At 67.2% G+C, this 21129-nt stretch carries 14 protein-coding genes and 3 pseudogenes; 12 read left to right on the top strand and 5 right to left on the bottom strand.

Translation table 11 applies throughout. The features are described 5' to 3' along the window. Positions 1–42: 42 nt before the first annotated feature. Positions 43–828, top strand: coding sequence for an SDR family NAD(P)-dependent oxidoreductase (locus ABAZ39_RS10425; RefSeq protein ID WP_038529178.1), 786 nt, complete (start codon positions 43–45; stop codon positions 826–828). Then, positions 806–1315, top strand: a complete 510-nt coding sequence (locus ABAZ39_RS37815; RefSeq protein WP_247881568.1) for a hypothetical protein — start codon at positions 806–808, stop codon at positions 1313–1315. The genes ABAZ39_RS10425 and ABAZ39_RS37815 overlap by 23 nt, the downstream gene beginning before the upstream one ends. Positions 1316–1332: 17 nt before the next feature. Here ABAZ39_RS37815 and ABAZ39_RS37810 read toward each other — a convergent pair. Further along, a pseudogene (locus ABAZ39_RS37810) lies at positions 1333–1599 on the bottom strand (transposase); the annotation flags it as partial. A 22-nt stretch (positions 1600–1621) separates the two neighbouring features. On the opposite strand from ABAZ39_RS37810, the pseudogene ABAZ39_RS36810 reads away from it, so the two are divergent. After that, a pseudogene (locus tag ABAZ39_RS36810) lies at positions 1622–2024 on the top strand (hypothetical protein); the annotation flags it as partial. Here the strand turns inward: ABAZ39_RS36810 and ABAZ39_RS10415 are convergent. After that, complete coding sequence (locus ABAZ39_RS10415; protein WP_038529174.1) at positions 1921–3834, bottom strand: di-heme oxidoredictase family protein; 1914 nt, start codon at positions 3832–3834, stop codon at positions 1921–1923. The pseudogene ABAZ39_RS36810 and the gene ABAZ39_RS10415 sit on opposite strands and share 104 nt — an antisense overlap. Positions 3835–4199: 365 nt before the next feature. On the opposite strand from ABAZ39_RS10415, the gene ABAZ39_RS10410 reads away from it, so the two are divergent. From ABAZ39_RS10410 to ABAZ39_RS32955, 3 genes are all read left to right on the top strand, one after another. Beyond that, positions 4200–5510: a ferritin-like domain-containing protein gene (locus ABAZ39_RS10410; RefSeq protein ID WP_038529172.1), complete on the top strand. Its 1311-nt coding sequence runs from the start codon at positions 4200–4202 to the stop codon at positions 5508–5510. A gap of 61 nt (positions 5511–5571) precedes the next feature. After that, positions 5572–7425, top strand: coding sequence for a LodA/GoxA family CTQ-dependent oxidase (locus ABAZ39_RS10405; protein WP_051657934.1), 1854 nt, complete (start codon positions 5572–5574; stop codon positions 7423–7425). A gap of 19 nt (positions 7426–7444) precedes the next feature. Next, positions 7445–8071 (top strand): hypothetical protein, encoded by a 627-nt coding sequence (locus ABAZ39_RS32955; RefSeq protein WP_051657933.1) that lies wholly within the window; start codon positions 7445–7447, stop codon positions 8069–8071. A gap of 22 nt (positions 8072–8093) precedes the next feature. Here the strand turns inward: ABAZ39_RS32955 and ABAZ39_RS10395 are convergent, their stop codons facing one another. Continuing rightward, a complete protein-coding gene (locus ABAZ39_RS10395) occupies positions 8094–9743 on the bottom strand; it encodes a Hint domain-containing protein (RefSeq protein WP_144243499.1) in 1650 nt (549 codons plus the stop codon). A 521-nt stretch (positions 9744–10264) separates the two neighbouring features. On the opposite strand from ABAZ39_RS10395, the pseudogene ABAZ39_RS36805 reads away from it, so the two are divergent. Beyond that, positions 10265–10589: pseudogene (locus ABAZ39_RS36805) on the top strand (transposase); the annotation flags it as partial. Positions 10590–11089: 500 nt separating this feature from the next. On the opposite strand, the gene ABAZ39_RS10385 reads toward ABAZ39_RS36805, so the two are convergent. Together ABAZ39_RS10385 and ABAZ39_RS10380 are read right to left on the bottom strand one after the other, a co-directional pair. Beyond that, positions 11090–11788 carry a response regulator transcription factor gene (locus ABAZ39_RS10385; protein ID WP_038529166.1) on the bottom strand — a complete coding sequence of 233 codons (699 nt, stop codon included), beginning with the start codon at positions 11786–11788 and terminating at the stop codon, positions 11090–11092. After that, entirely contained in the window at positions 11785–14094 is a 2310-nt protein-coding gene (locus ABAZ39_RS10380) for a hybrid sensor histidine kinase/response regulator (protein ID WP_200885617.1), read from the bottom strand. Before ABAZ39_RS10380 ends, ABAZ39_RS10385 begins: the two co-directional genes overlap by 4 nt. Before the next feature lie 203 nt (positions 14095–14297). Between ABAZ39_RS10380 and ABAZ39_RS10375 the strand changes: the two genes are divergently transcribed. The 5 genes from ABAZ39_RS10375 (at position 14298) to acuI (ending at position 20886) form a co-directional block, all read left to right on the top strand. Next, on the top strand, positions 14298–15926 hold the full coding sequence (locus tag ABAZ39_RS10375; protein WP_038529164.1) for a c-type cytochrome: 1629 nt from the start codon (positions 14298–14300) through the stop codon (positions 15924–15926). Next, positions 15923–16570 carry a TorD/DmsD family molecular chaperone gene (locus ABAZ39_RS32950; protein ID WP_051657932.1) on the top strand — a complete coding sequence of 216 codons (648 nt, stop codon included), beginning with the start codon at positions 15923–15925 and terminating at the stop codon, positions 16568–16570. Before ABAZ39_RS10375 ends, ABAZ39_RS32950 begins: the two co-directional genes overlap by 4 nt. An 11-nt stretch (positions 16571–16581) precedes the next feature. Beyond that, positions 16582–19053, top strand: a complete 2472-nt coding sequence (gene torA, locus ABAZ39_RS10365) for a trimethylamine-N-oxide reductase TorA (protein ID WP_038529162.1) — start codon at positions 16582–16584, stop codon at positions 19051–19053. A gap of 144 nt (positions 19054–19197) precedes the next feature. After that, on the top strand, positions 19198–19845 hold the full coding sequence (gene acuR, locus ABAZ39_RS10360; protein ID WP_038529160.1) for an acrylate utilization transcriptional regulator AcuR: 648 nt from the start codon (positions 19198–19200) through the stop codon (positions 19843–19845). Between the two features lie 48 nt (positions 19846–19893). After that, a complete protein-coding gene (acuI, locus tag ABAZ39_RS10355; protein WP_038529158.1) occupies positions 19894–20886 on the top strand; it encodes an acrylyl-CoA reductase (NADPH) in 993 nt (330 codons plus the stop codon). Positions 20887–21129: the final 243 nt, after the last annotated feature.

Raw genomic sequence — 21129 nt, 5'->3', positions numbered from 1 at the left:
CGGCTTGGGGCTCTCTCACAAGCCGGCCCTTGGAGACGCACCATGCCCAACCTCAAGGACAAGAACATCATCGTCACCGGTGCCGGCCGCGGAATCGGCGCCACCATGGCCCGCGCGCTCGCGGCCGACGGCGCGCGGCTGATCATCGCCGATCGCACGGAGGAGGACGCGAGGACGGTGGCGGAGTCCATCCGCGCCGGGGGTGGCGACGCCGTCGCGGTCACGGTGGACGTCCGCGACCGCGCCGGGGTCCGCCGCATGATCGATACCGCCGTCTCCTCCTTCGGACGCCTCGACGTCCTCTTCAACAACGCGGGCGTCGCCCAGACCAAGCCTTTTCTCGACATCACGGAGGAGGATTGGCGTTTCGTCACCGACGTCAACGCGCTGGGTGTGCTGATCGGCATGCAGGAGGCGATCAAGACCTTCCGTGCGCAAGGCGGGGGCGGAAAGATCATCAACACCGCTTCCATCGCCGGCAAGCAAGGGTACGAACCGCTCGCCCACTACTCGGCCAGCAAGTTCGCGGTGGTTGCCTTGACCCAGGCGGCGGCGCGTGCCTTCGGCAAGGAGAGGATCACTGCCAACGCGATCTGCCCCGGCGTCGTCGCAACGGAGATGTGGAAGATCATCGATAAGGGCTTCCGCGACACCGGCCTGACGACGGCCGAGGACGAGGCGTTCAACCATTTCGCGGCTGGCGCCGTGCTGGGCCGTCCTTCAACGGCGGAGGATCTGGTTGGGGTGGCGCGCTTCCTCGCCTCGTCCGATTCCGACTTCATGACCGGCCAATCCCTGCTGGTCGATGGCGGAATGGTCTTCACCTGACCGCAACCCGGCGCTGTCGAGACGACGCGCACCATCTCAACAAAAAAGGCTCAACGACAGAATTGGAGCGGATTCCGATCACTCTGGTTCATCGCCAGCGGCGCGGGACGAGGATAAAGCCGCCGCCGGCGATGCGCCGGACAATGATCAGCGTCAGTCCGAGCAGAAAACAGGCGAGGATCACCGGCATCCGATTATAGCCGCTGTTGGCGAAGATCGCTCGCAGCCAGCAGTAGAGCCGCTTGATCCGCGTCAGCAGCGCTCCGGCGCTGTCGGCGTCCTGGATGCCGGCGGCGTGGACGAGGACGCCGAGCAGGAAGCCCGAGGCGTCGACCGCGATGTGACGCTTGCGGCCCTTGACCTTCGTGGCCGCGTCAAAGCCTCGGCCGCCCCCTTTTCCGTCGTCTTGACGCTCTGGGTGCCGATGATGGTGGCCGACGGCGTCGGATCACGGCCCTCCTGCTCGCGCAGCATCACCACCAAGTGATGGCGCAGGCTCTCCCACACGCCAGATTCCAGGAAAGACCGGAAGTACCAGTAGACGGTCGGCCAAGGGGGGAAGGCCGGTGGCGGCGGAAGGTAGCGCCATTGGCCGCCGGTCCGTACGACGCAGAACAGCGCATCCAGCAATCGGCGCATGTTCGTGCTGCGAGGACGACCGCCGGGCTTCGGCGCTGGGAGAAGCGGCTCGATCAGGCGGTACCGGTCATCGTTCAGAGCTTGGCCGGCGCCGTAATCGCCAACCAGCCGACGGTCCTGAGGCGTCCACATCGGCGGTCTCCGGTAGTACATGCGGGCGCTAGAAATCGTTGCCGTTCGGTACATGGAACGCCTTACCGACGCTGGCGTCGAACCCTTCGTCGGTGGCGTCGGCGATTCCTACGAACCCGAAGGGGCAGCGCAGCAACCACGCCTTGGCCGAGACGATCAACAGCCCCTACAAGACCGAGGCGATCCGGCGCCGCGGACCACGGCGTAGCCTGGAGGCCGTCGAGTTCGCCACCTTGGAATGGGTCGACTGTTTCAAGGACCGGCGCATCCTCGAACTCGTCGACACCATTCCGCACGCCGGAGCCGAGGCGCGCTATCCGGTCAGAACGGCACCACCGCTCCAGGCAGGGGCGGCAGACGCAAGCTCGCCAGATAAGCGATCAGCGCCTCTTGGTCGTCATGGTTCAAGGCATAGAAGGCGTTGATCACCGGGTCCGCTTCGCTGCCGGCGCATTGATAGGGGAACTCGGCTGCGATGCCGTCCGGGCGGGTACCGCCATGGAAGCGGATCGCCTGGACCAGATCCAGCGCGCGTCCGTCATGCAGGTAAGGCCAGCTGTCGGCAACGCCCCACAGGGGCCGGGTCAGGAATTGCTGCGGGGGAACGGCGATGTCCGCCACGTCGGTGCCCTGTGGCGCGATGTCGGCGAGGCAGGGGCCCATGTCGTGCAGGCGCAGGTCGCTCAGCAGCGGCACCGCCAGGGGGCCTTCCGGCGTGTCGAAGGGCAGCCGGGCGCGGGCGTAGGCCGGCAGCGGCCCGGCCTGATCCTCGGCCTTCCCGCCGTCCAGATTGCGCCACGGCATCGTCGTAGCCGCCCGGCTCGCCAGCGTGTTCAGGTTGATCTCCAGACCGCCGACCGCGACCGTGTCGGCATCGGCGACCGCCTTGGCGTAGAGGGCGGCGACTGCCGCGTCCGGCGCGCCCTGGCGGACGGCCGCGCCGGCATCCGCCGACGCCTTGGCCAGCCGCGCCCGCGCCTCGCGCACCACCGGCAGATGGTCGGTGCCGGGCAGGGCGTTGACCAGGGTCGGGGAGGCGACGGTCCGCCTGCGCGTTTCCTCGGTGCGCCCCTGGACCCGCGAGGGCAGTGCGATCCCGGCGTCGGAGCCGGCCCGATCGGGATGCCCCAGTATGGTGCCCCACTCGATCGTCACCACCGGCCGGTCGAGCGTCTGCACCGGAAGATGGCAGGACGCGCACATGGCGCTGCCGGCCGGAAGCCCGGCGTCGGTTGCCGTGCCGGCGAACAACGCCGCGCCGCGGGCCACCTTGGCCTTGGCGGCCGGATCGGCCGGCGTCTCGACCACCGGCGGCCGGGTCATCGCGACGAAGCTCGTCAGCGCTCCGACGTTGCCGTAGCTCAGCTCGTTGATCACCCCGTCGGCGTCGTTGTCGTTGTTCTCCCCGACGATCTCGACCCCTTCCATGCTGAAATGGAACTGGGTCGCGGAGGCCGCGAAGTGGCGAACCGACGAGGCGATGCCCTTCCACTGGAACGGGCGCACGACCAGATCCGGGGAGACTCCGGTCAGCCGGCTGTAATCATAGACGATCCGCTGCGCCTTGCTGTCGTAGGTGGCGCCGAGCCAGCCGAAGGACAGGTTCTTGGCCGCCAGCGGCAGGGTCACCGGCTTGTTGGGCGTGTAGCGGGCGTGGTCGGCGAGAAGGGCCTGCTGCCCGAGCAGCTGCCCGGTGATCTCGTTGGCCAGCGCCTGGGTGTAGCCGGTCCCGAACACGTGCGGCGGGTTGCGGACCAGCTGGGTCAGGGGGTTGGGGAACTGGCCGTTGATGAAGGCGTTGTTGGCGATGCCGGCGGCGCCGCCGATCGCCGGCTGGGTGCGGGTCGCCGGTCCGGGAGGGTTGGCGCCGGCGAGGTCGGGCTGGACGGTGGCGCCGATCGAGGTGTGGCACTCGTAGCAGCTCTGGCTGTCGATGCCGTTCAGGCGCAGGAAGGGGATCGGCGGCGGCACGGTCCCATCCGCCGTCGCGTAGGGGCTGAACGGGGAGTTCGGGTAGAGCGCCTTGCGCTGCCACGCGCGCGGACCGTCCGCGCCCTCGCCCCAGCCGTCCTGCAGGGTGTAGGGATAGCTGAAGAAATGCGCGCCGGATTCCAGGATCCGCCGCAGAGGCACGCTACCCTTCATCACCTCCTGCTGCTGGATCGTCACGCTTTCGGTGATGTTGGCCTGCTGGGCACCCGCCTTGGAGGTGAGGAACGCGGAAAGGCCCATCATAACGATTGGCCATGCCGCGACGCGAACGCTTGCCATGCGCATGAACTCCCGATTTTTGCGTATCGCCCGATACTGTCGGAGCATTCCCGAAAATCAAACCAAATAATTCAGGTCAATATGCTTAGAAATCTAATTTTTTGTGATCTGAAATGCCAAAAATTCCGAAACTATTCGTGCTCGTTCAAATAAAATCCGGAGAATTGTGCGAATTATCAAAAATCATATCATTGTATGTCTATTCGATTCTGGACATTGACTCGTTGATTCTTTGAAATTTCTTCAAGATAGTCGGCGCATGCGACGCATCAACGCGCGCCGGAACAGCGGCGCGCGAGCGGCATCACCGAGCGGGAGGGACGCGGACCATGACTGAGCAAGGTCTTCTGGAGCGGGCGCGGGGGAAGACGGCGGCCCCGCTGTCGGTTGCCTACACGCCGATTTCGACCCTCCCGGATCTGCGCGCCGCCGCGCAGCTGGCGATCCAGGTCGAATTCACCACGGTGCCCGCCTATCTGACGGCGCTCTACTCGATCACCGACAAGGGTTCGGCCGCCTACCAGGCGCTGCGCAGCGTCGTGGTGGAGGAGATGTTCCACCTCAACCAGGCGGCCAACATCCTGGTCGGCATCGGCGGGCAGCCCAAGCTGACCGGGAGCGTGGTGCCCGTCTACCCGGCCTATCTGCCCTCGGCCAGCACCACCGCCACGCCCTATGTCGGGCTGTACCGCGCCTCGCAGGCGGTGTTCCGCAACGTCTTCATGGCGATCGAGACCCCCGCCCCCTTCACCGCGCCGCCGCAGGGCAGCGACTACCAGACCATCGGCCAACTCTACAAGGCCCTGTGGGACGGCATCGGGCACTGCGTCGAGCAGTACGGCGCGGACAAGGTCTTCGTCGAGAATCCGGCGGCCGAGCAGCGCACCGACATCTACCTCGGCAAGTTCGGCGGCAAGGCCGTGAAGGTGACCGACGTGGACAGCGCCCAGCTCGGCATCCAGCAGATCGTCCAGCAGGGCGAGGGCGCGGTGAACCCGACCCACCCGCTGGTCCCCCAGCAACCCTACGGCGCCTACGAGCATTACGGCGCCCGCACCGACGGCACCTATGGGCCGATCCTCGGCACGCCCTACGAGCTGTCGCACTATTACAAGTTCCTGCGCGTGGCCGACGCGCCGGATTTCCCCGACACGCTTCCCATCGTCTCCAACCCGCGGGTGTCGGACTTCACCAACGCCACGGCCGTCCAGGCGGTCAAGGCGTTCAACATCGGCTACAGCCTGATGCTGCAGAGCCTGGAAGCCTCCTTCACCAAGGCGGGCGGCGCGGCAGACTCCTATTTCACGCTGGCCCTGCCGCTGATGCACAACCAGTTGCCGACCCTGGCCAATCTGGTGATGCAGCTTCCTGTCTTCCCCGACGGCGACCCAACGGTCGGGCCCAACGCCGCCCCGACCTTCGAGTATGTCGAGGGCGCCAGCTTCGACGGCTTCCTCGCGGCGCTGCAGGCCCTCGACAAACTGCTGGCCGGTCAGGGGCTGCCCGCGCTGCTCGTCGCCCCGGTGGCGCCACCCGCCCCGCCGGGCCCGGCCCCCAAGCACCGGGAGGCGCTGCACGGGGTGATCGACGGCGTCCGGGCGCTGAAGAGCCGCTCCGACGCCACCGGACTCGGGCTGTAACCCGGCACCGCCCAAACGGCACCACCCAGCCCGGCCAGATCGGGACAGCGAGGGGAAAACCATGTCCAAAACCGTCTATTCCATCGTCCCCGCCATCGGCATCGCGCGCGTCGGCAACGCGCCGACGGCCTTCTACATCGGCCCCGAGACGGAGGGCGGCCTGCCCACCCTGCCCGACGGCCGGATCGTCGGGGAGCAGGATTTCCGCGACGACGAAGGCCGGCTGTGCCGGCAGGCGGCGCGCTTCCGCCTGATGCGCAGCGTCGACGGCGGACCGCCCGAGGAGGTCACGTTGAAAAGCAAGGGCGTGGCCTCGATCCGCTGGTACGTCCACCTCGCCAACAAGAAGTCGAGCTGGTACGAGTTCCAGACCTCGAAGGGCGAGGACGGCTACGCGTCGAACCACCCGCTGCGCAACGCCGACCGGACCGGCGCGGAGGACCGGCGCGCCCTGATCATCGACGCCGGCCCCCGCTCGATCGAGGGAAGCGACGCCCCGGCCGAGCACTTCTCGCGCGACACCATCCCGCCGGGCTACGCCGGCAGCTTTCCGCCCGAGGGGCTGAAGCCCTACCCCATCGACACGCTGGGCGAACTGCGCACCGACGAAGAGGGCCGCCTTCTGGTCCTGGGCGGGCTGGGGCATTCCGGATCGGACAGGCCGTCGCCCCACATCGGGCAATACGCCAACAACGACGGCTGGTGGGACGACACCTCGGACGGGCCGGTGTCGGTGAAGATCAGCCTGCTGGACGATGAGGACGGCCCCCCCGACGTGGAGGTCGGAGGCGCCTGGGTGATGGTCGGACCGCCCTCCTACGCGCCGCAGATCCCCAATCTGGTGACGCTGTACGACACCATCTTCGACGTCGTGGTGCGCAAGCAGGGGCTCCGCCCCGACCTGTTCGCGGACGGGATGTGGAAGACCGGGCCGACCGGCTACAAGCCCTTCTTCGAGACCGACATCAAGCCGATCTTCGAGCGCGTTGCCCGCTACCCCTGGGTCGCGGCGATCCCGCCGAAGCCGCACAGCTTCGATTTCGCTAGGCTCGGCGATCCGGATCCCAAGCTCAACGGGTTCCGCGCCTACATCCTCGACATCATCCGCCCGCCCGGCGCGGACAATGTCCTGGTGAACGCCAGCACCGGCGCCACCGCCATGCCCTATCTGGCCGGCGACGACGCGCTGGGCGCCTCGAAACCCGGCACCGTCACCGTGGCGACCTCGAAGTACCTGCGCCTGACCGACACCCAGTATTTCCTCCTCCAGCAATGGGCCGACGGCTGGTTCGAGCCGGGGGCCGAACCGGCCGGGACCGCCGGCGATCCGGTCACCCGCGGCGTGCTGGCCAACTGCGTCGGCGGCGCCTTCTCGCCGGGCATCGAGATGACCTGGATCTCCCGCAACCCGGCCATCTACGACGGCCCCTTCCGCATCAAGGCGCGGCCGGACGTGTCCGGCCCGCTCAGCCTCGGCTTCGATCCGGCGGCGGGCATGGAGCCGGGCGACGTCAGCCGCTACATGGCCGTCCCCTGGCAGGCCGACTTCAACGAATGCTCGTCGCAGCCCATCGAGGGCCGGATCCTGTGGTGGTGGCCGGCGCAGCGGCCGGAATTCGTCTATCTGCCGCCCGATCCCAAGACCCTCCGGGCCGAGCCCAGCCCGGCCCTGGGGCCGCAGGTGTCGTGGATCGGCACCGAGTACAACCAGAAGGCCGACGACTACATCCAGTTCGCCGACGACCTGGACATGGTGAAGCTGTGGGACCAGCTCGGCTTCGTCTTCAACATCGGCAGCGCCGACGATCCCTATTTCGTCGAGGTGGCGCGCCGGCTTCCCCGCACGCCCGGCTCGCAGGGCGACACCGCGGGGATCGGCGAGCCGGCGCGGCCGCTGGTGGCCGATGTCCCCTGAAGCGTTGTCCCCTGATGCGTTGTTCCCTGAGGCGTCGCGCGACCCGCTTCCGGGCGCGCCTCCGGGCACGGACGCGGCGGACGTCCTGATCGTGGGGGCGGGGCCGGCCGGCTCCGCCTCCTTCGTGGAGGCGGTGGAGATCGGCTGGTGGTACGCGGCGGTGCTGCCGGGCGGGCGCGCCATCGTCACGCTGATGACCGACGACGACATCGCCCGCGCCGCCGGTCTGGCCGGCGCGGACGCCTTCCGCTCCGCCTGGGCGGCCACCGCACGCCTGCGCGATCTGGTTCCGCCGCCGGAAGACGCCCTCGGCGCCGGAGCGGCGCCGGCGGTCTTCTCGGCCGCCTCGCAGCACGTCGACCGGGCGGTCGGCGCCGGCTGGATCGCCGTCGGCGACGCGCTGATCGGCTTCGACCCGCTGACCTCCTCCGGCATCGCCGGGGCGCTCGACGACGCGCTGGCCGCCACCGACACCATCCTGCGCTGGTTCTCCGGCGACGGCGCCGCGGCGCGCGCCGCGGCGATCGGCTACGCCCGGCGCGCCGAGGACACGCTGCGCCGCTATCTGGCCGAGCGGACCCGCCATTACACCGCCGGGGGCCGCTGGCCCGACGCTCCCTTCTGGAGCCGCCGGGCCGCGCGGTGAGCGTGGATGCGGTGAGTGTGGATCAGGCCGACGCCACCCGGTCGGCCACCCAGCTGTCGAAATCCACGTGCAGGCTTTCCGGCAGCTTGGCCCGGACGGCGCGGTCGTCCTGGGCGGCGTCCCGCAGAAGCTGGACCTGGATCTGATAGTCGCCGACCACGATGCCGTTGGCGATCATGGTCGTCGGCCCATCCCCCTCGGGAACGAGCCACAGGTTGAACAGGCCGCCGCCGGTCTGGATCTCCTGGCGGGTGGCGGTCACCGTCGTCGTGCCGTGGCGGGTCAGCACCGTGTCGCCGACCGCCAGCGCCCCCGCATGGACCGTGCCGGCCGGCGTCACCACCGGGTGGGTGGCCGATCCGGCGAGGGTGGCGCCGTCGGCGAACTCCAGCACGGTGATCGGCCCGCTGTGCGGCTGCGCCAGGGTCGCCTGCACCGGCCGGGTTCCGTCGCCGCTGACGACGACGTCCTCGGACGTGAAGTCCTCCACCGCCTTGGTCGTGCCGTCGGCGAGCGTGATCTGCGTGCCGGCGACCAAGCAGTGCCAGACAAAGACGATGGGCTTGATGAAGGCGACGCCGTCCTTCGGATCGGTGTCCGGCTTCAGCGAGCTGACGATGCTCGACCAGCCCGATCCGTGCCTTTCATAGTCCTCGAAGGTCACGGAGACGCGGGCGCTGAAGAAGGACTGTGTGTCCGCAGTCCAATTTTTGGAAGGAAATTCGATGGCGTCGCCCGCGTCGTTGTAGGGCGGCCTCAGCAGGAACTTCAGCGTCCGCCCTTCGGGGTCGGAATCGTCGATTCGGAAGTGCGGCAGGTAGCGCGAAGCGTCGCCGCCGGTCAGTTCGGAGATGCCGCCCTCCTTGTGAGCCAAGTAGAATTCCAAGAACGGGGGGTAGCTGTCGAGCGGAGCCAGCTTGTAATCGAACTTCATGCTCCCGGACAGGGGGACAAGCAGAGGATTTGTGCCAAGATAGTACATATCTTGCCAATACCAGTAATCGACGTCGGTTTTACCTGTGCCGTTATTGTAGCCGCGCGCCAGACCGATGACGATGTCGTTCAGGTCGCCGGTCTGGCGGTCGCTGCGGATGGCGGGATCGACGACAATCGGGTCACGCGACGCTTGTGAGGCCCAGGGAGCCGCGGTTGAGGACACCTCGACCGTGCCGTCCTGGTAGGTGATCGCGAAGGAGATGATGCCGGTCATCGTACCCGTCGGCAGCGGCGGCAGGGCGGTTTCCGGGTTGGTCTCCACGAAGATCGTCTGGGTGGCGAAGCTGACCGCGACACCGGAGGCCAGCGAGGTCTTGGTGCTGCCGTTCTCGTTGACGACGTTCAACCAGACGATGGCCTGGGCCACCGGCCGGATCCGGCTCAGGACGGCGCGGGCGGTGACCGCTTTGTTGCTCTGACTGCTCGAAATGAACTCGACATACTGGCCGTCGGTAACCCCGCTGCTCTCGGTCGCTCTGTCCGTCGCCGCGCCTCCGCTCCGGATGGCCTTGAACAGCCCCGGGTAGCGCGCGGGGGTCAGCCCGCTGCGTTCGGCGTTGTCCTGCAGGAACGCCGTGTGCGCCGGATCGCCCGCCGACGGGACGTTCCCGGCCTTCAGCCTCTCCAGGATGTGAACCAGCCGGTCGTTCTGGGGTTGGGTCAATGCAACGCTCATAAGTCAATCGCTCCAATCAATGATTCGTTGATTCGTGAGCAAACAAAAATCATTACTTAGGATATAAAGGTATCGCGCGGCATCAAATCCAGGGACTACGCCATGATTACCCATGTATGATTTCCGAAAGCTCAGGATTTATATTTTGCTATACTTATTTTAATTTTCAACCATGGAGAGGGCTGCTGATTGCAGCAGGGACGCTTGTTGCCGAACGCCCCCCGTCCGCACAGATCCGTGCATGCAGCTTTCCCGCGTACGGCTGCCACCATAACAGTTGCGCCGAAACAGCCTCCCTGATGTCGATGTGAGTTTTTAGAGTGCCTCACAGCCCGTATCAGAAGTCAGGTGACGGTAGGCGGCGGTCATGTCCCTGAACGTGGTGTAGGAGCTGTGGACAACCGGCCCGCCGCAGCGCCATTTGAGCCGGCGTAGGCGGGCCGGTTGTCCACAGCGGGGCGGTCATCGTGGAACTTCGGTAGAGTCTGGTCACCACACCTCAACCCGACCGAAGGGTGACCGGCACGCCCAAGGCGCTGTTCGAGACCATCTACTGCGCCCGCGGCCAGATGGAGAACCGGATCAAGGCGCATAAACTGCATCTCGCCTCCGACCGGACGTCGTGCAGCAAGGCCACGGCCAACCAGTTCCGGCTGCTCATCCATAACCGCTGCCTACTGGCTGCTCCACACCTTGCGCGGCTTGGCGCCGAAGGCGTCGTTCTGGCGTGACGCACAGTTCGACACGCTGCGCCTCGGCCTCATCAAGGTGTCTCTGCCGACCAGCGTCCCCTACCGGGAAAGCCTCGCGATGTTGGCCGCCCGCGCTGCCAAGCTGCCGCCGTGATCGCCGGGGCGACATGCCCCCGAACAAACCTGTCCCCGCAACCCTCCAGCCCCGTCATGCCGCGCCGTTGGCGCCACCCATCGACGCGCCTTCGGACAGCCGATCCCAAACGCTGGTGAATGATCCGGGCTAGGCACGCGCGGCAGCCCCACATCATCCCCCACCGCACCATTAAAGCGAACATTCGTTCGCTTTAGACTCATATCGCCTCATTCGCCGGCGGGCTCCGGTCGCATGTGCGACCGGGACCGCCGTCGCGGTCCAAAGCGGATCGCAATCCGCTTTACCCGCGGCACCGTCTCAAGACCGACCATCGGTTCGTCTTGGCGCGAGACCAACCGGAACCGCGCGACATAGGACGTCAAGGACGCCGCCGGTGGCGTGAGCCCATCCAGCAGGAACCGCACCTAACCCGACAGCGTCATCGCGCGGATCCGGCGCGGTTCAGAGCCACCGAACCGGGGCAAGGTCAGTACACGGATGCATTCTCCTGAGGCCGGTTATTGACCTAACGCATCCAGTTTGGCGGTCAGCAGATACCCGAGTCCATGGACGGTGACGATCTCCACCTCGCTTCCGGCAAGTCGACGGCGAAGGCGTGACACCAACACGTCGGCGGTGCGGTCTCCATACACCCACTCCCGTCCGCAGATCGCCTTGCTGATCTCCAGCCGATCCGACGGCCGGTCGAGCGTGTGGATCAGATGAACGAGCAGCCGGCTTTCGGCCGGGGACAGCACCTCGGTCCGCCCGCCGACCGACAACCGCCGGGTCTGGGTGTTGAGTTGAACGGTCTTGCCGACGGTCACGACCCTTTCCTCGTGCGCTTCGCGCGGCGCGTCGATGTGCTTGGCGATGCGCGCCCGCAGCAAGGCCGGCTCGACCGGCTTGCAGATGTAGTCGAGGGCGCCCAGCCCCAGGCCGAGCAACTGGTCGTGAGAGGCCGACAGGCTGGACAGCACGATGAAGGGCGCCCTGGCTTCGGCCTGGATGGTCTGGGCGAGCAGCAGGCCGTCGGTGTCCGGTAGCCGGCGGTCCAGGATCACCAGATCGAACCGCTGCCGTTTCAGTGCGGCCCGCGCCTGCTCGCCGTCGGCGGCGCAATGGAAGCGATGCCCCATCTGCGTGACCACATCCTCGACCATCAGCTGGATCAGGACGTCGTCGTCGACGAGAAGAATGTCGGCGGTCTCGGTCACGCTGAGAAGTCCTCTGCGAAGCGGTTCCGCCAATCCGGTGGCAGAGAGCATGCGAGCAGGGAACCATGCTCTTTGGCCCGCGTCGCCGCGCCGACAGTGCCATCCTCATGCGCCGCTTCGATCCGGCGCAGCCGGTCGGCGATTTCGTCCAGACCGAAGGTCGCGGCTCCGCTCGCCAGCTTGTGGGCGAGGGCGGCAAGGGCGGCATCCCGCTCCGCCGGGTCGGCGACCTCCAGCATCGTACGGAACTCAGTCCAGCCACGGGTGAACGCTTCCGCCATCCGCCGCCGGGCGGTCGGCGACAGGCCGTCAAGCAGGCCGCCCGCCCCCACCGCCGGTCGCGCCGCCTTGCCCCGGATGGCCTTGCCCAGCGCGGTCGCGTCCAGCGGCTTCTCCAGGATGGCCTGGAACAGTCCGGCGTCGGCAGGCGAGGCGCGGACCCAATCGGCGTTGGCGCTCAACAGGATGATCGAGGCATCCGCCAAAGCCGGATTGCGACGGATCTCGCGGGCGAAGCCCGGTCCGGTGCCGTCCGGCAACCGATAATCGAGGAGGAAGACGCCATAGGCGTCCGGGGCCGCAAGCAACAGGGCATGCGCCTGCTCCAGGGTCTGGGCGTGGTCCACCGACAGGCCCATGCGATCCAGCATGGCGGCGGTGACCTGGGCATTGATCGAGTCGTCGTCGACCATGAGGCAGTTCTGGTGGAGACGGTCGTCCGGCATGCTCTGCCGGGCCGGCGGTTCGGCCGGGGATGCCACGACCAGTGGAAGGCGCACCTCGACGACGGCCCCTTCCCGAGGGTCGAGAACGGCGATGCCGCCTCCCAGCGCCAGTGTCATGCGCTGTGCGATGGCCAAGCCGAGGCCGGACCCGTTGCGCCCCGTCGTCCGGGGCCGCAGCCCGACGGGGGCTTGCGCCAGCATGTCGCGGATCTCCTCGGGCATGCCCGGCCCATGGTCGGCGACCCGAAAGACCAGCATGCCGTCTTCCACCCGCAGGCCGACCAGCACCCCACGGCCGTCGTCATGGCGCAGGGCGTTCTGGATCAGGTTGCCCAGAATCTGCTGGATCATCGACCAATCCAGCCGGACATGCTCCGACAGGCCCGGCGCCATCTCCAGGCGCAGGGGCACGCCCAGCTGACGGGCGGGAATGTCCTTGATCCGCACCAGATCGCTCAAAGCCTCGCGCAGGCACACCGCGACCGGACGCGGTTGCGGTGCCTGATGCTCGAAACGTGAGAAGCTGAGCACATTCTCCAGGGTCGTGTTCAGCGACCGGGCCGCGATGTCCAGAAGCTCGACCAGTTCCTCCTGCTTTTCCGGGCTGGCCCCCTTCATCAGGCTTGCGGCCCCCAGGACGCTGTGGAGCGGCGCGCGGATTTCATGGGACATCGCCGCCAGGAAAAGCGACATGGTGCGTTCCGCCTCGCGTGCCCTGCGGATCGCCTGATGATGCTCGGTCACGTCGTGCAGCAGCATGATCTGCCAGGGCCGCAGCTTGTGGACCGTATCCTCGACCGACCGCAGGCGGATGTCGAAACAGCGGCTGCCCTGGCGGGTCTGCATCCAGATCGAATTCCACTCCGTGCCCGGCGTGGCGACGATCTGGTCCACCACCGCCTGGAGTTCGCTGCGGTGCGGTTGCAGGGCCAGACGGTAGGTCAGCGCACCGGCCTCCGGCATGTCGAGGAAGAATTGCAGGGCCGCCCGGTTGGCCGTCAGCAGCCGGCCATCCTCGTCCAGGATGAACACCGGATTGCGCAGGCTTTCCAGCGCCGCGAAATACTGGTCGCGCTCGCGCGTCAGCCGCCGCAGGCTGTCGCTCAACGCCTCCTCCTGCGGCGCGGCCACCGCCCAGGGAACCAGCATCGCCAGCTCGACCTCGTCGAAGAAATCGTCGAGCCTCGCCCGGAACGCGTCGCCGCTGCCGAACTCCCGCGCACCGTCCGGCAGGTCGCCCAACCGGTTGCGATAGGCGCGCCGGTAAAGTTTGAGCAAGCCGTTGTTCAGTTCCAGCGGGATCCCGGCGTCGTGGTGCGTCTGCGCGATGTGGCGGAGCCTGTCGAAACGCGGGTCGGTGCGATAATTGTTGTGGCCGCTGTGCCCATCCCTGCGCAACGGGTCGGACAGATAGGCGGCAAGGCCCTCGTTGAGCGCCACTGTGGCTTCGGTCCAGGCCGCCCGCATGGAGCTGGTCTGGTCGGCATAGCCCTTCTGCTTGGCCAGCCGGATGCCCTCGTCGACCAGCGCCCCGCATTCGGCCCGAAGGGCGTCGGTCAACCATTCGGCCCGCCGCTTCATCCGCACCCATCCTCCAGCCATTGCACCGTCGAGGTTCCGGCTCCCGGACTCCAGACGGCCAGCTTACGGCCGGTGCGGCCGGTGTAAAGGGCATCGTCGTTTACATCGCGTTTACATCTTGCTCACAGGCGTGACGCCTATGGCGCCGCCACCGTCGCTACGCTGCTTCCATCGGTCGGTACCATTCGAAGGAAGCACACGACATGGCACTTCATCGCAGGACCCTTTACCGTCTCACCGGGGGCGCGGCGCTGCTGGGCGTGCTGGGCTTCGTGGTGCTGACCTCGCCGTGGACATGGTCCGCCACCCACCCGGGCCGGACCCTGCCGGACGAGGGCGGAGCCGACCTCGCCAATGGGCGCAAGGTCTTCGTCGCCTCCGACTGCGCGACCTGCCACAAGACCCCCGGCCAGGAGGACGACACCGTCCTGGGCGGCGGCTGGGCGCTCGACACGCAGTTCGGCGTGTTCCACATGCCCAACATCTCGCCCGATCCGGAGACCGGCATCGGCGGCTGGACGCTGGCCCAGTTCGACCGTGCGCTGCGGGAAGGCGTCGGGCCGGGCGGAGCCTGGCCGGACGGCCGGAACCTCTATCCGGCCTTCCCCTACACCTCCTACCAGCGGCTGAGCGGAACCGATGTCCGCGACCTCTACGCCTACCTGCTCAGCCTGAAGCCGGTCGGCAACAAGGTACCGGACCACGACCTGAAGTTCCCCTATGCCATGCGGCGCGGCGTCGGCGTCTGGCGGCTGGCCTTCCTCGACGGCAAGCGCGGCGAGGAAGGCCCGGTTCCCGCTGGTGTCGACGCGGCCCAGTACCGGCGTGGCGAATATCTGGTGGAGGGGCCGGGCCATTGCGCCGAATGCCATTCGTCGCGCGGCCTGATGGGGAACGTCATCGCAAGCCAGCGCTACGGCGGCGGCAAGTCCCCCGACGGCGTCGATTACTTCCCCAACATCTCCCCCGACGAGACCGGGATCGGCTTCTGGTCGGTCAACGCGATCGCCAACTACCTGCACACCGGCGTCAGCCCCATCGGCCGCACGGCGGCGGGCGACATGGCGGAGGTCGTCAAGAACACCGCGCAGCTTCCGCGCGAGGACCTGCTGGCGATGGCCGTCTATCTGAAGCATGTTCCCGCCGTGCACAAGCCGGCGCCCGGCATGCCGGAACCCAACCGGACCGACACGCTGGTGATGCTCCGCAACGCCGTCGCCGCCGCGCCGACGCTGCCGACGACGCCGGAGCAGGCCATCGCCCAGGGCGGCGACGTCTGGGTGGTGGCGACCAAGCCGGTGTGGCTCGAACAGGCGGCCGTCGGCGGAGCGGTCCCGGAGCAGGGCAAGCTGCTGGGCGGCGCCCCGGTGCATGTCGCAGCCCGCAACGCCGACAAGCTGGAGCTGGTGCTGAAGGGCTGGCAGATGGCGGAGGCGCCGTCGGTCGTCTATCAGTCGAAGGGGCATCGCGTGATGCTCGCTGTGCTCGACCAAGCGGCGGCGGCGGCCGTGAAGCGCGGCAAGCCGGAAACCGACGCCGACACCGGCCAGTCCTGGGTCCCGGTCGAGGTCACCCTGTGGTCCGACGCCGTCAACCTGAACGCGGACCGCAAAGCGCTGTGGGATTACAGCCAGGCGACCTACCAGAAGGCGTGCTCCGCCTGCCATGTGCTGCCGGACAAGCAGCATTTCACCGCCAACCAGTGGGTCGGAACGCTGAAGGCGATGAAGCGCTTCACCTCCTTCAACGACGACCAGTACCGGCTGATCCTCACCTACCTGCAGAACCACTCGAAGGATCTGCGCCCGAACGGCAAGGAGGCGGCGAAATGAGTGGAGCCATCACGCACGCCTTTTCCGGGGAGACGGACCTCGTTGCGGTCACCGACTGGCTGGCGCGGCAGTTCCTGTCGCCCCCCACCATCGAACAGGTCGAGGCGGCGCGCACGATGCCAGGGCAGATCGCCCTGCGCCGGTTCGGCGAGGCGCTCGGCCAGCCCGCCGCGGCGGACGCCCTCTGCCAGCTGCTTGCCGCCGGTTCGGTGGCGGACGTGACCTTGGCGGTCCAGCGGCGGCACACCGCCCTGTTCGAAGGCATCTTCCGCCAGCGGTCCGTTCCGCCCTACGCCAGCCTGTGGGACGGCACCGGGCGGCTCTGCGGCCCGGCCGTCGACCGCATGCAGGCTGCGCTGCGCGATCTCGACATGCGGGTCGGGGCGGACTGTGCCGAACCGCCCGACCACGTGGCGATCCAACTGGCGGCGCTGGCGGAGGCGATGCGGCAGCAGCGGACCGCGACGGTCGCCGACCTGCTGGACCAGATGCGGGTCTGGACCGGCCGCTTCGCCGGGGCGCTCATCAGGGCCGACGGCGTCGGCTATTACGGCAATCTCGCGCGCTTCCTGCTCTCGCTGCTCGACCGGATCGTGGATGGTTCCGCGACGGTGGACCGTGGCCGCGCAGCCGCAGCGATCTGAAAGGTCTGACCATGAACACGACAAAGAGCTTGACGATGACCGGCGGTCCGCTGCTTTCCAAACGGGCCTTCCTCAAGGGATCCGCGGCGGTGGCATTGGGGCTCTCCAGCCTGCCGCTGCTCGCCCGCGGCGCGATCGCACAGACGGCGCCCAGGAAAATCCTGTCCGGCTGCCACTGGGGCGTCTTCTACGGCAAGGTCGCGGACGGCCGCGTGACCGAATTCATCCCGTGGGAAGGCGATCCGGCGCCGTCGCCGCAGCTTCCCGGCGTGATGGACTCGATCTATTCGGAATCGCGGATCCGTTATCCGATGGTGCGCCGCGCCTGGCTGGAGCAAGGCCCCGGAGCCGATCCGGACGGGCGCGGCAGCGGCGATTTCGTCCGCGTGAGCTGGGACAAGGCCATCGAACTCGTCGCCGGTGAGATCACGCGCGTCCGCGCCCAACACGGCCAGCAGGCGGTCTTCGCCGGCTCCTATGGCTGGAAGAGCCCCGGCAAGCTGCACAATTGCCAAACGCTGCTGCGCCGCATGCTGAACCTGACCGGCAGCTACACCAACAGCTCCGGCGACTATTCCACCGGCGCCGCGCAGGTGATCCTGCCCTATGTGTCCGGCTCGATCGAGGTGTATGAGCAATGCACCACCTGGAAGAACCTCGCCGAGCATTGCGAGCTGATGGTGTTCTGGGGCTGCAACCCGCTCAACAGCTCGCAGATCTCCTGGCAGGTCGCCGACCATGGCGCTTGGCCCGGCATCGCGATGATGAAGGCGGCCAAGACGAAGGTTCTCTGCATCGACCCGATCCGCACCGAAACCTGCCAGGAGCTGAACGGCGAATGGCTGACGCCGCGTCCGCAGACCGACGTGGCGATGATGCTCGGCATCGCTCATACCCTCTACACCGAGAAGCTGCACAACCAGGACTTCCTCGACCGCTACACCAACGGCTTCGACAAGTTCCTGCCCTACCTGCTGGGCAAAACCGACGGAACGCCGAAGAGCGCCGACTGGGCCGCCGGCATCTGCGGCCTGCCCGCCGAGACGCTGCGCGATCTGGCACGCCGCTTCGCCGCCAAGCGGACCATGCTGGCGCTCGGCTATTCGACGCAGCGCCAGCATCATGGCGAACAGATCCATTGGATGCTGATCACGCTCGCCGCCATGCTCGGACAGATCGGCCTGCCGGGGGGCGGCTACGGCCTCAGCTATCATTATGCCTCCGGCGGAGCGCCGACCCATACCACGCCGATCCTCAAGGCGATCGACGACGCGTCCGGTCAGGCGAGCGACGGGGCGGCCTGGCTGTCGCAGAGCGGAGCGGTGTCGATCCCGGTCTCGCGTCTGGTCGAGACCCTGCTGAACCCCGGCAAGACGATGCAGTTCAACGGGCATGAGATCACGCTTCCGCTGATCAAGCTCGCCTACTGGGCCGGCGGCAACCCGTTCTCTCACCAGCAGGACCGCAACGAGATGCTGCGCGCGTGGCGCCAGCTCGACACCTTCATCGTGCAGGATGTGCAATGGACCGCGTCGGCCCGCCACGCCGACATCGTGCTGCCGGCGACGACGTCCTATGAACGCAACGACATCGAGCAGGTCGGGGATTACGCCCTCAGCCACATCGTCCCGATGAAGAAGATCGTCGATCCGGTCTTCGAGGCGCGCAGCGACTTCGACATCTTCGCCGCCATCGCCGACAAGCTGGGCAAGGGCTACGCCTTCACCCAGGGGCTCAGTGAGATGGATTGGATCCGCGGCATCTACGAATCCGCCAAGATCGAATCGCGCGCCAAGGGCATGGAGATGCCGGTCTTCGACGTCTTCTGGGACAGCAACAAGCCGCTGGAATTTCCGCTCGGCAAGGAGCAGGCCGACTTCGTGCGCCATGCCGACTTCCGCGCCGATCCGCTGCTGAACGCGCTGGGGACGGCGTCGGGCAAGTTCGAGCTGTATTCGACGGCCATCGAGAAGTACGGCTACGACGATTGCCCGCCGCACGCCACCTGGATGGAACCGGTCGAGCGGCTGGACGGACCGACGACCCGCTATCCCCTGCATGTGGCCGCCAATCACCCGCAGATGCGCCTGCACTCCCAGCTCTGCGGAACCGTCAACCGGCAGAGCTACGCCATCGCCGGCCGGGAGCCCTGCTGGATGCATCCGGAGGACGCGCGGGCGCGCGGGTTGTCGGATGGTGATGTGGTCCGTGTCTTCAACGACCGTGGCCAGATCCTTGCCGGTTTGAAGATCACCGACGACATCTGCCGCGGTGTGATCCGCATCAACGAAGGCGGCTGGTTCGACCCGGCGAACGCCCGGGAAATCGGCAGCCTGTGCCGGTATGGGGATGTCAACAACCTGACGACCGGGCTGTCGACCTCGAAGCTGGCGCAGGGCAACTGCGGGCACACCGGGGTTGCCGAGGTGGAACGGTTCAAGGGAAACCTGCCACCCGTTGTGGTCTTCAGCCAACCGGCCTGAGGAGCGAGGCGGGAGCCGATGTGATGGGCGGCCAAACCGTCACATCGGCTCGGTCGCGCTGTCCCCGCGCGATCGAACGGCGCCGCCGTGCGCCGCGTAGAGTTGGCGCTTTATTTTATAGACGGTCGGTCTATAATTAACCCCATGAGCACGACCGACCCATCTTTGAAGCCTCGCCGACGGGGGCGCCCTCCGAAGCAGGACGGCGCCTATCTGGACACCAGGGAGAGGCTGGTCAGGACCGGCGTCGCCATACTCACGGAAAAAGGATTTTCCCCCGTCGGCATCGAGGAAATCCTGGCGTCGGCGGGCGTGCCGAAGGGATCCTTCTATTATTACTTCGGCAGCAAGGAAGAGTTCGGCGGCACGCTGATCGCTGCCTATGCGGAATACTTCGCGCGGAGGCTGGATCGCTGGTTCCTGGATGAGTCCCGTCCTCCGTTGCAGCGTCTGCGCGACTTCGTCGAGGATGCCAAGGCGGGCATGGCGCGGTTCGACTTCCGCCGTGGATGCCTGGTCGGCAATCTCGGCCAGGAAATGGGCACGCTTCCCGAGCCGTTCCGTGAAAAGCTGCATCTCGTCTTTCTGGATTGGCAGGCCCGCACATCCCGCTGTCTGCGGGCAGCGCAAGCGGCCGGACAAATTGGGATCGATCTGGATTGCGATCACCTGGCCGAGTTCTTCTGGATCGGCTGGGAGGGTGCTGTGCTGCGGGCAAAGCTGGAACGAAGCCCCGCCCCTCTCGACGCCTTTTCCCGCGGCTTCTTCGCGGCCTTGCATCGTCAGGCATAGACCGGGCGTCTCTGGACGTCACCCGCACCCAACCCGTAGGAGGGTTCAATGTTTCAAGCCATCCTGATCGAGAAGGACGGCACGGACGTCCGCGCCGGCCTGTCCACCGTCGATGACGACCGCCTGCCGGCGGGCGACGTGACCGTCCGCGTCACCCATTCGACGCTGAACTACAAGGATGCTCTGGCGATCACCGGAAAGGCGCCGGTGGTCCGCAGCTATCCCATGGTCCCGGGCATCGATTTTGCTGGTGTCGTGGAGCATTCGGCACACCCCGCCTACAAGGCCGGCGACAAGGTCGTCCTCAACGGCTGGGGTGTCGGCGAGCAGCACTGGGGCGGCCTTGCGGAAAAAGCACGCGTCAACGGTGATTGGCTGGTCCCGCTGCAAAGCCCGTTCACGCTCCGTCAGGCGATGGCGATCGGGACGGCAGGCTACACGGCCATGCTCTGCGTCATGGCGCTCGAACGGCATGACATTACGCCGAACAAGGGGGAGGTCCTGGTCACCGGCGCCGCCGGTGGGGTCGGTAGTGTCGCCGTCGCCCTGCTGTCGAAGCTCGGCTACGAGGTGGTGGCCGTCACCGGCCGCCCGGAAGAGGCCGATTACCTCAAGGCGCTGGGCGCCAAGGAGGTGCTTGACCGCGCGCCGTTCCAGGACTCCGGCAAGCCGCTGGCCAAGGAACGTTGGGCCGGCGCCGTGGATGTCATTGGCGGCCAGATCCTCGCGAATGTCTGCGCGGCCATGAAATATCGCGGCACGGTGGCTGCCTGCGGTCTTGCCGGTGGCATGTCGCTGCCCACGACCGTGGCGCCCTTCATCCTGCGCGGCGTGACCTTGGCCGGGGTCGACAGCGTCATGTGCCCTAGGGAATTGCGGATCGAGGCCTGGTGCCGCCTGGCCGATGACCTCGATCCGGCCAAGCTGGATGGCCTGACGAGGGAGATCGCCTTCTCCGATGTGATTCCCACCGCCGCCAGCCTGCTCGATGGGCAGGTCCGTGGCCGCGTCACCGTCGCGATTTCTCCCACACCCGCATAAGTGCACTGATCAGAATTCCACGACCGTTCTGGGCGGTCGCTTACCGGCGGTCTCCGCCGACACCGCTGCTCATGCATCTCGGAACCCACCAGGAAGGCTCAGCCTGCGCAGCAAGCTCTCCGTTGGGTTCCGTCACCCTTCGCAGGCGCAAGCCACCGAGGCGGCCATCGCCGCCGCGGTCCTCAACCGCATGCTCGACCTCGGACGCCCGAACTCTGTCCGCGTCGCATCGGCAGTGATGCC

Source organism: Azospirillum argentinense (assembly GCF_000632475.1).
Taxonomy (GTDB): Bacteria; Pseudomonadota; Alphaproteobacteria; order Azospirillales; family Azospirillaceae; genus Azospirillum; species Azospirillum baldaniorum.
This window is presented reverse-complemented; position numbering and strand designations above follow the sequence as displayed.

Excerpts from the sequence above, each read along its gene's own strand:
- ABAZ39_RS10395 (WP_144243499.1), bottom strand. The coding sequence starts at position 9,743 with ATGAGCGTTGCATTGACCCAACCCCAGAACGACCGGCTGGTTCACATC.
- ABAZ39_RS10375 (WP_038529164.1), top strand. The coding sequence starts at position 14,298 with ATGGCACTTCATCGCAGGACCCTTTACCGTCTCACCGGGGGCGCGGCG.
- ABAZ39_RS32950 (WP_051657932.1), top strand. The coding sequence starts at position 15,923 with ATGAGTGGAGCCATCACGCACGCCTTTTCCGGGGAGACGGACCTCGTT.
- ABAZ39_RS10425 (WP_038529178.1), top strand. The coding sequence starts at position 43 with ATGCCCAACCTCAAGGACAAGAACATCATCGTCACCGGTGCCGGCCGC.
- ABAZ39_RS10405 (WP_051657934.1), top strand. The coding sequence starts at position 5,572 with ATGTCCAAAACCGTCTATTCCATCGTCCCCGCCATCGGCATCGCGCGC.
- torA (WP_038529162.1), top strand. The coding sequence starts at position 16,582 with ATGAACACGACAAAGAGCTTGACGATGACCGGCGGTCCGCTGCTTTCC.
- acuI (WP_038529158.1), top strand. The coding sequence starts at position 19,894 with ATGTTTCAAGCCATCCTGATCGAGAAGGACGGCACGGACGTCCGCGCC.
- acuR (WP_038529160.1), top strand. The coding sequence starts at position 19,198 with ATGAGCACGACCGACCCATCTTTGAAGCCTCGCCGACGGGGGCGCCCT.
- ABAZ39_RS37815 (WP_247881568.1), top strand. The coding sequence starts at position 806 with ATGGCGGAATGGTCTTCACCTGACCGCAACCCGGCGCTGTCGAGACGA.
- ABAZ39_RS10410 (WP_038529172.1), top strand. The coding sequence starts at position 4,200 with ATGACTGAGCAAGGTCTTCTGGAGCGGGCGCGGGGGAAGACGGCGGCC.
- ABAZ39_RS10380 (WP_200885617.1), bottom strand. The coding sequence starts at position 14,094 with ATGAAGCGGCGGGCCGAATGGTTGACCGACGCCCTTCGGGCCGAATGC.
- ABAZ39_RS10415 (WP_038529174.1), bottom strand. The coding sequence starts at position 3,834 with ATGATGGGCCTTTCCGCGTTCCTCACCTCCAAGGCGGGTGCCCAGCAG.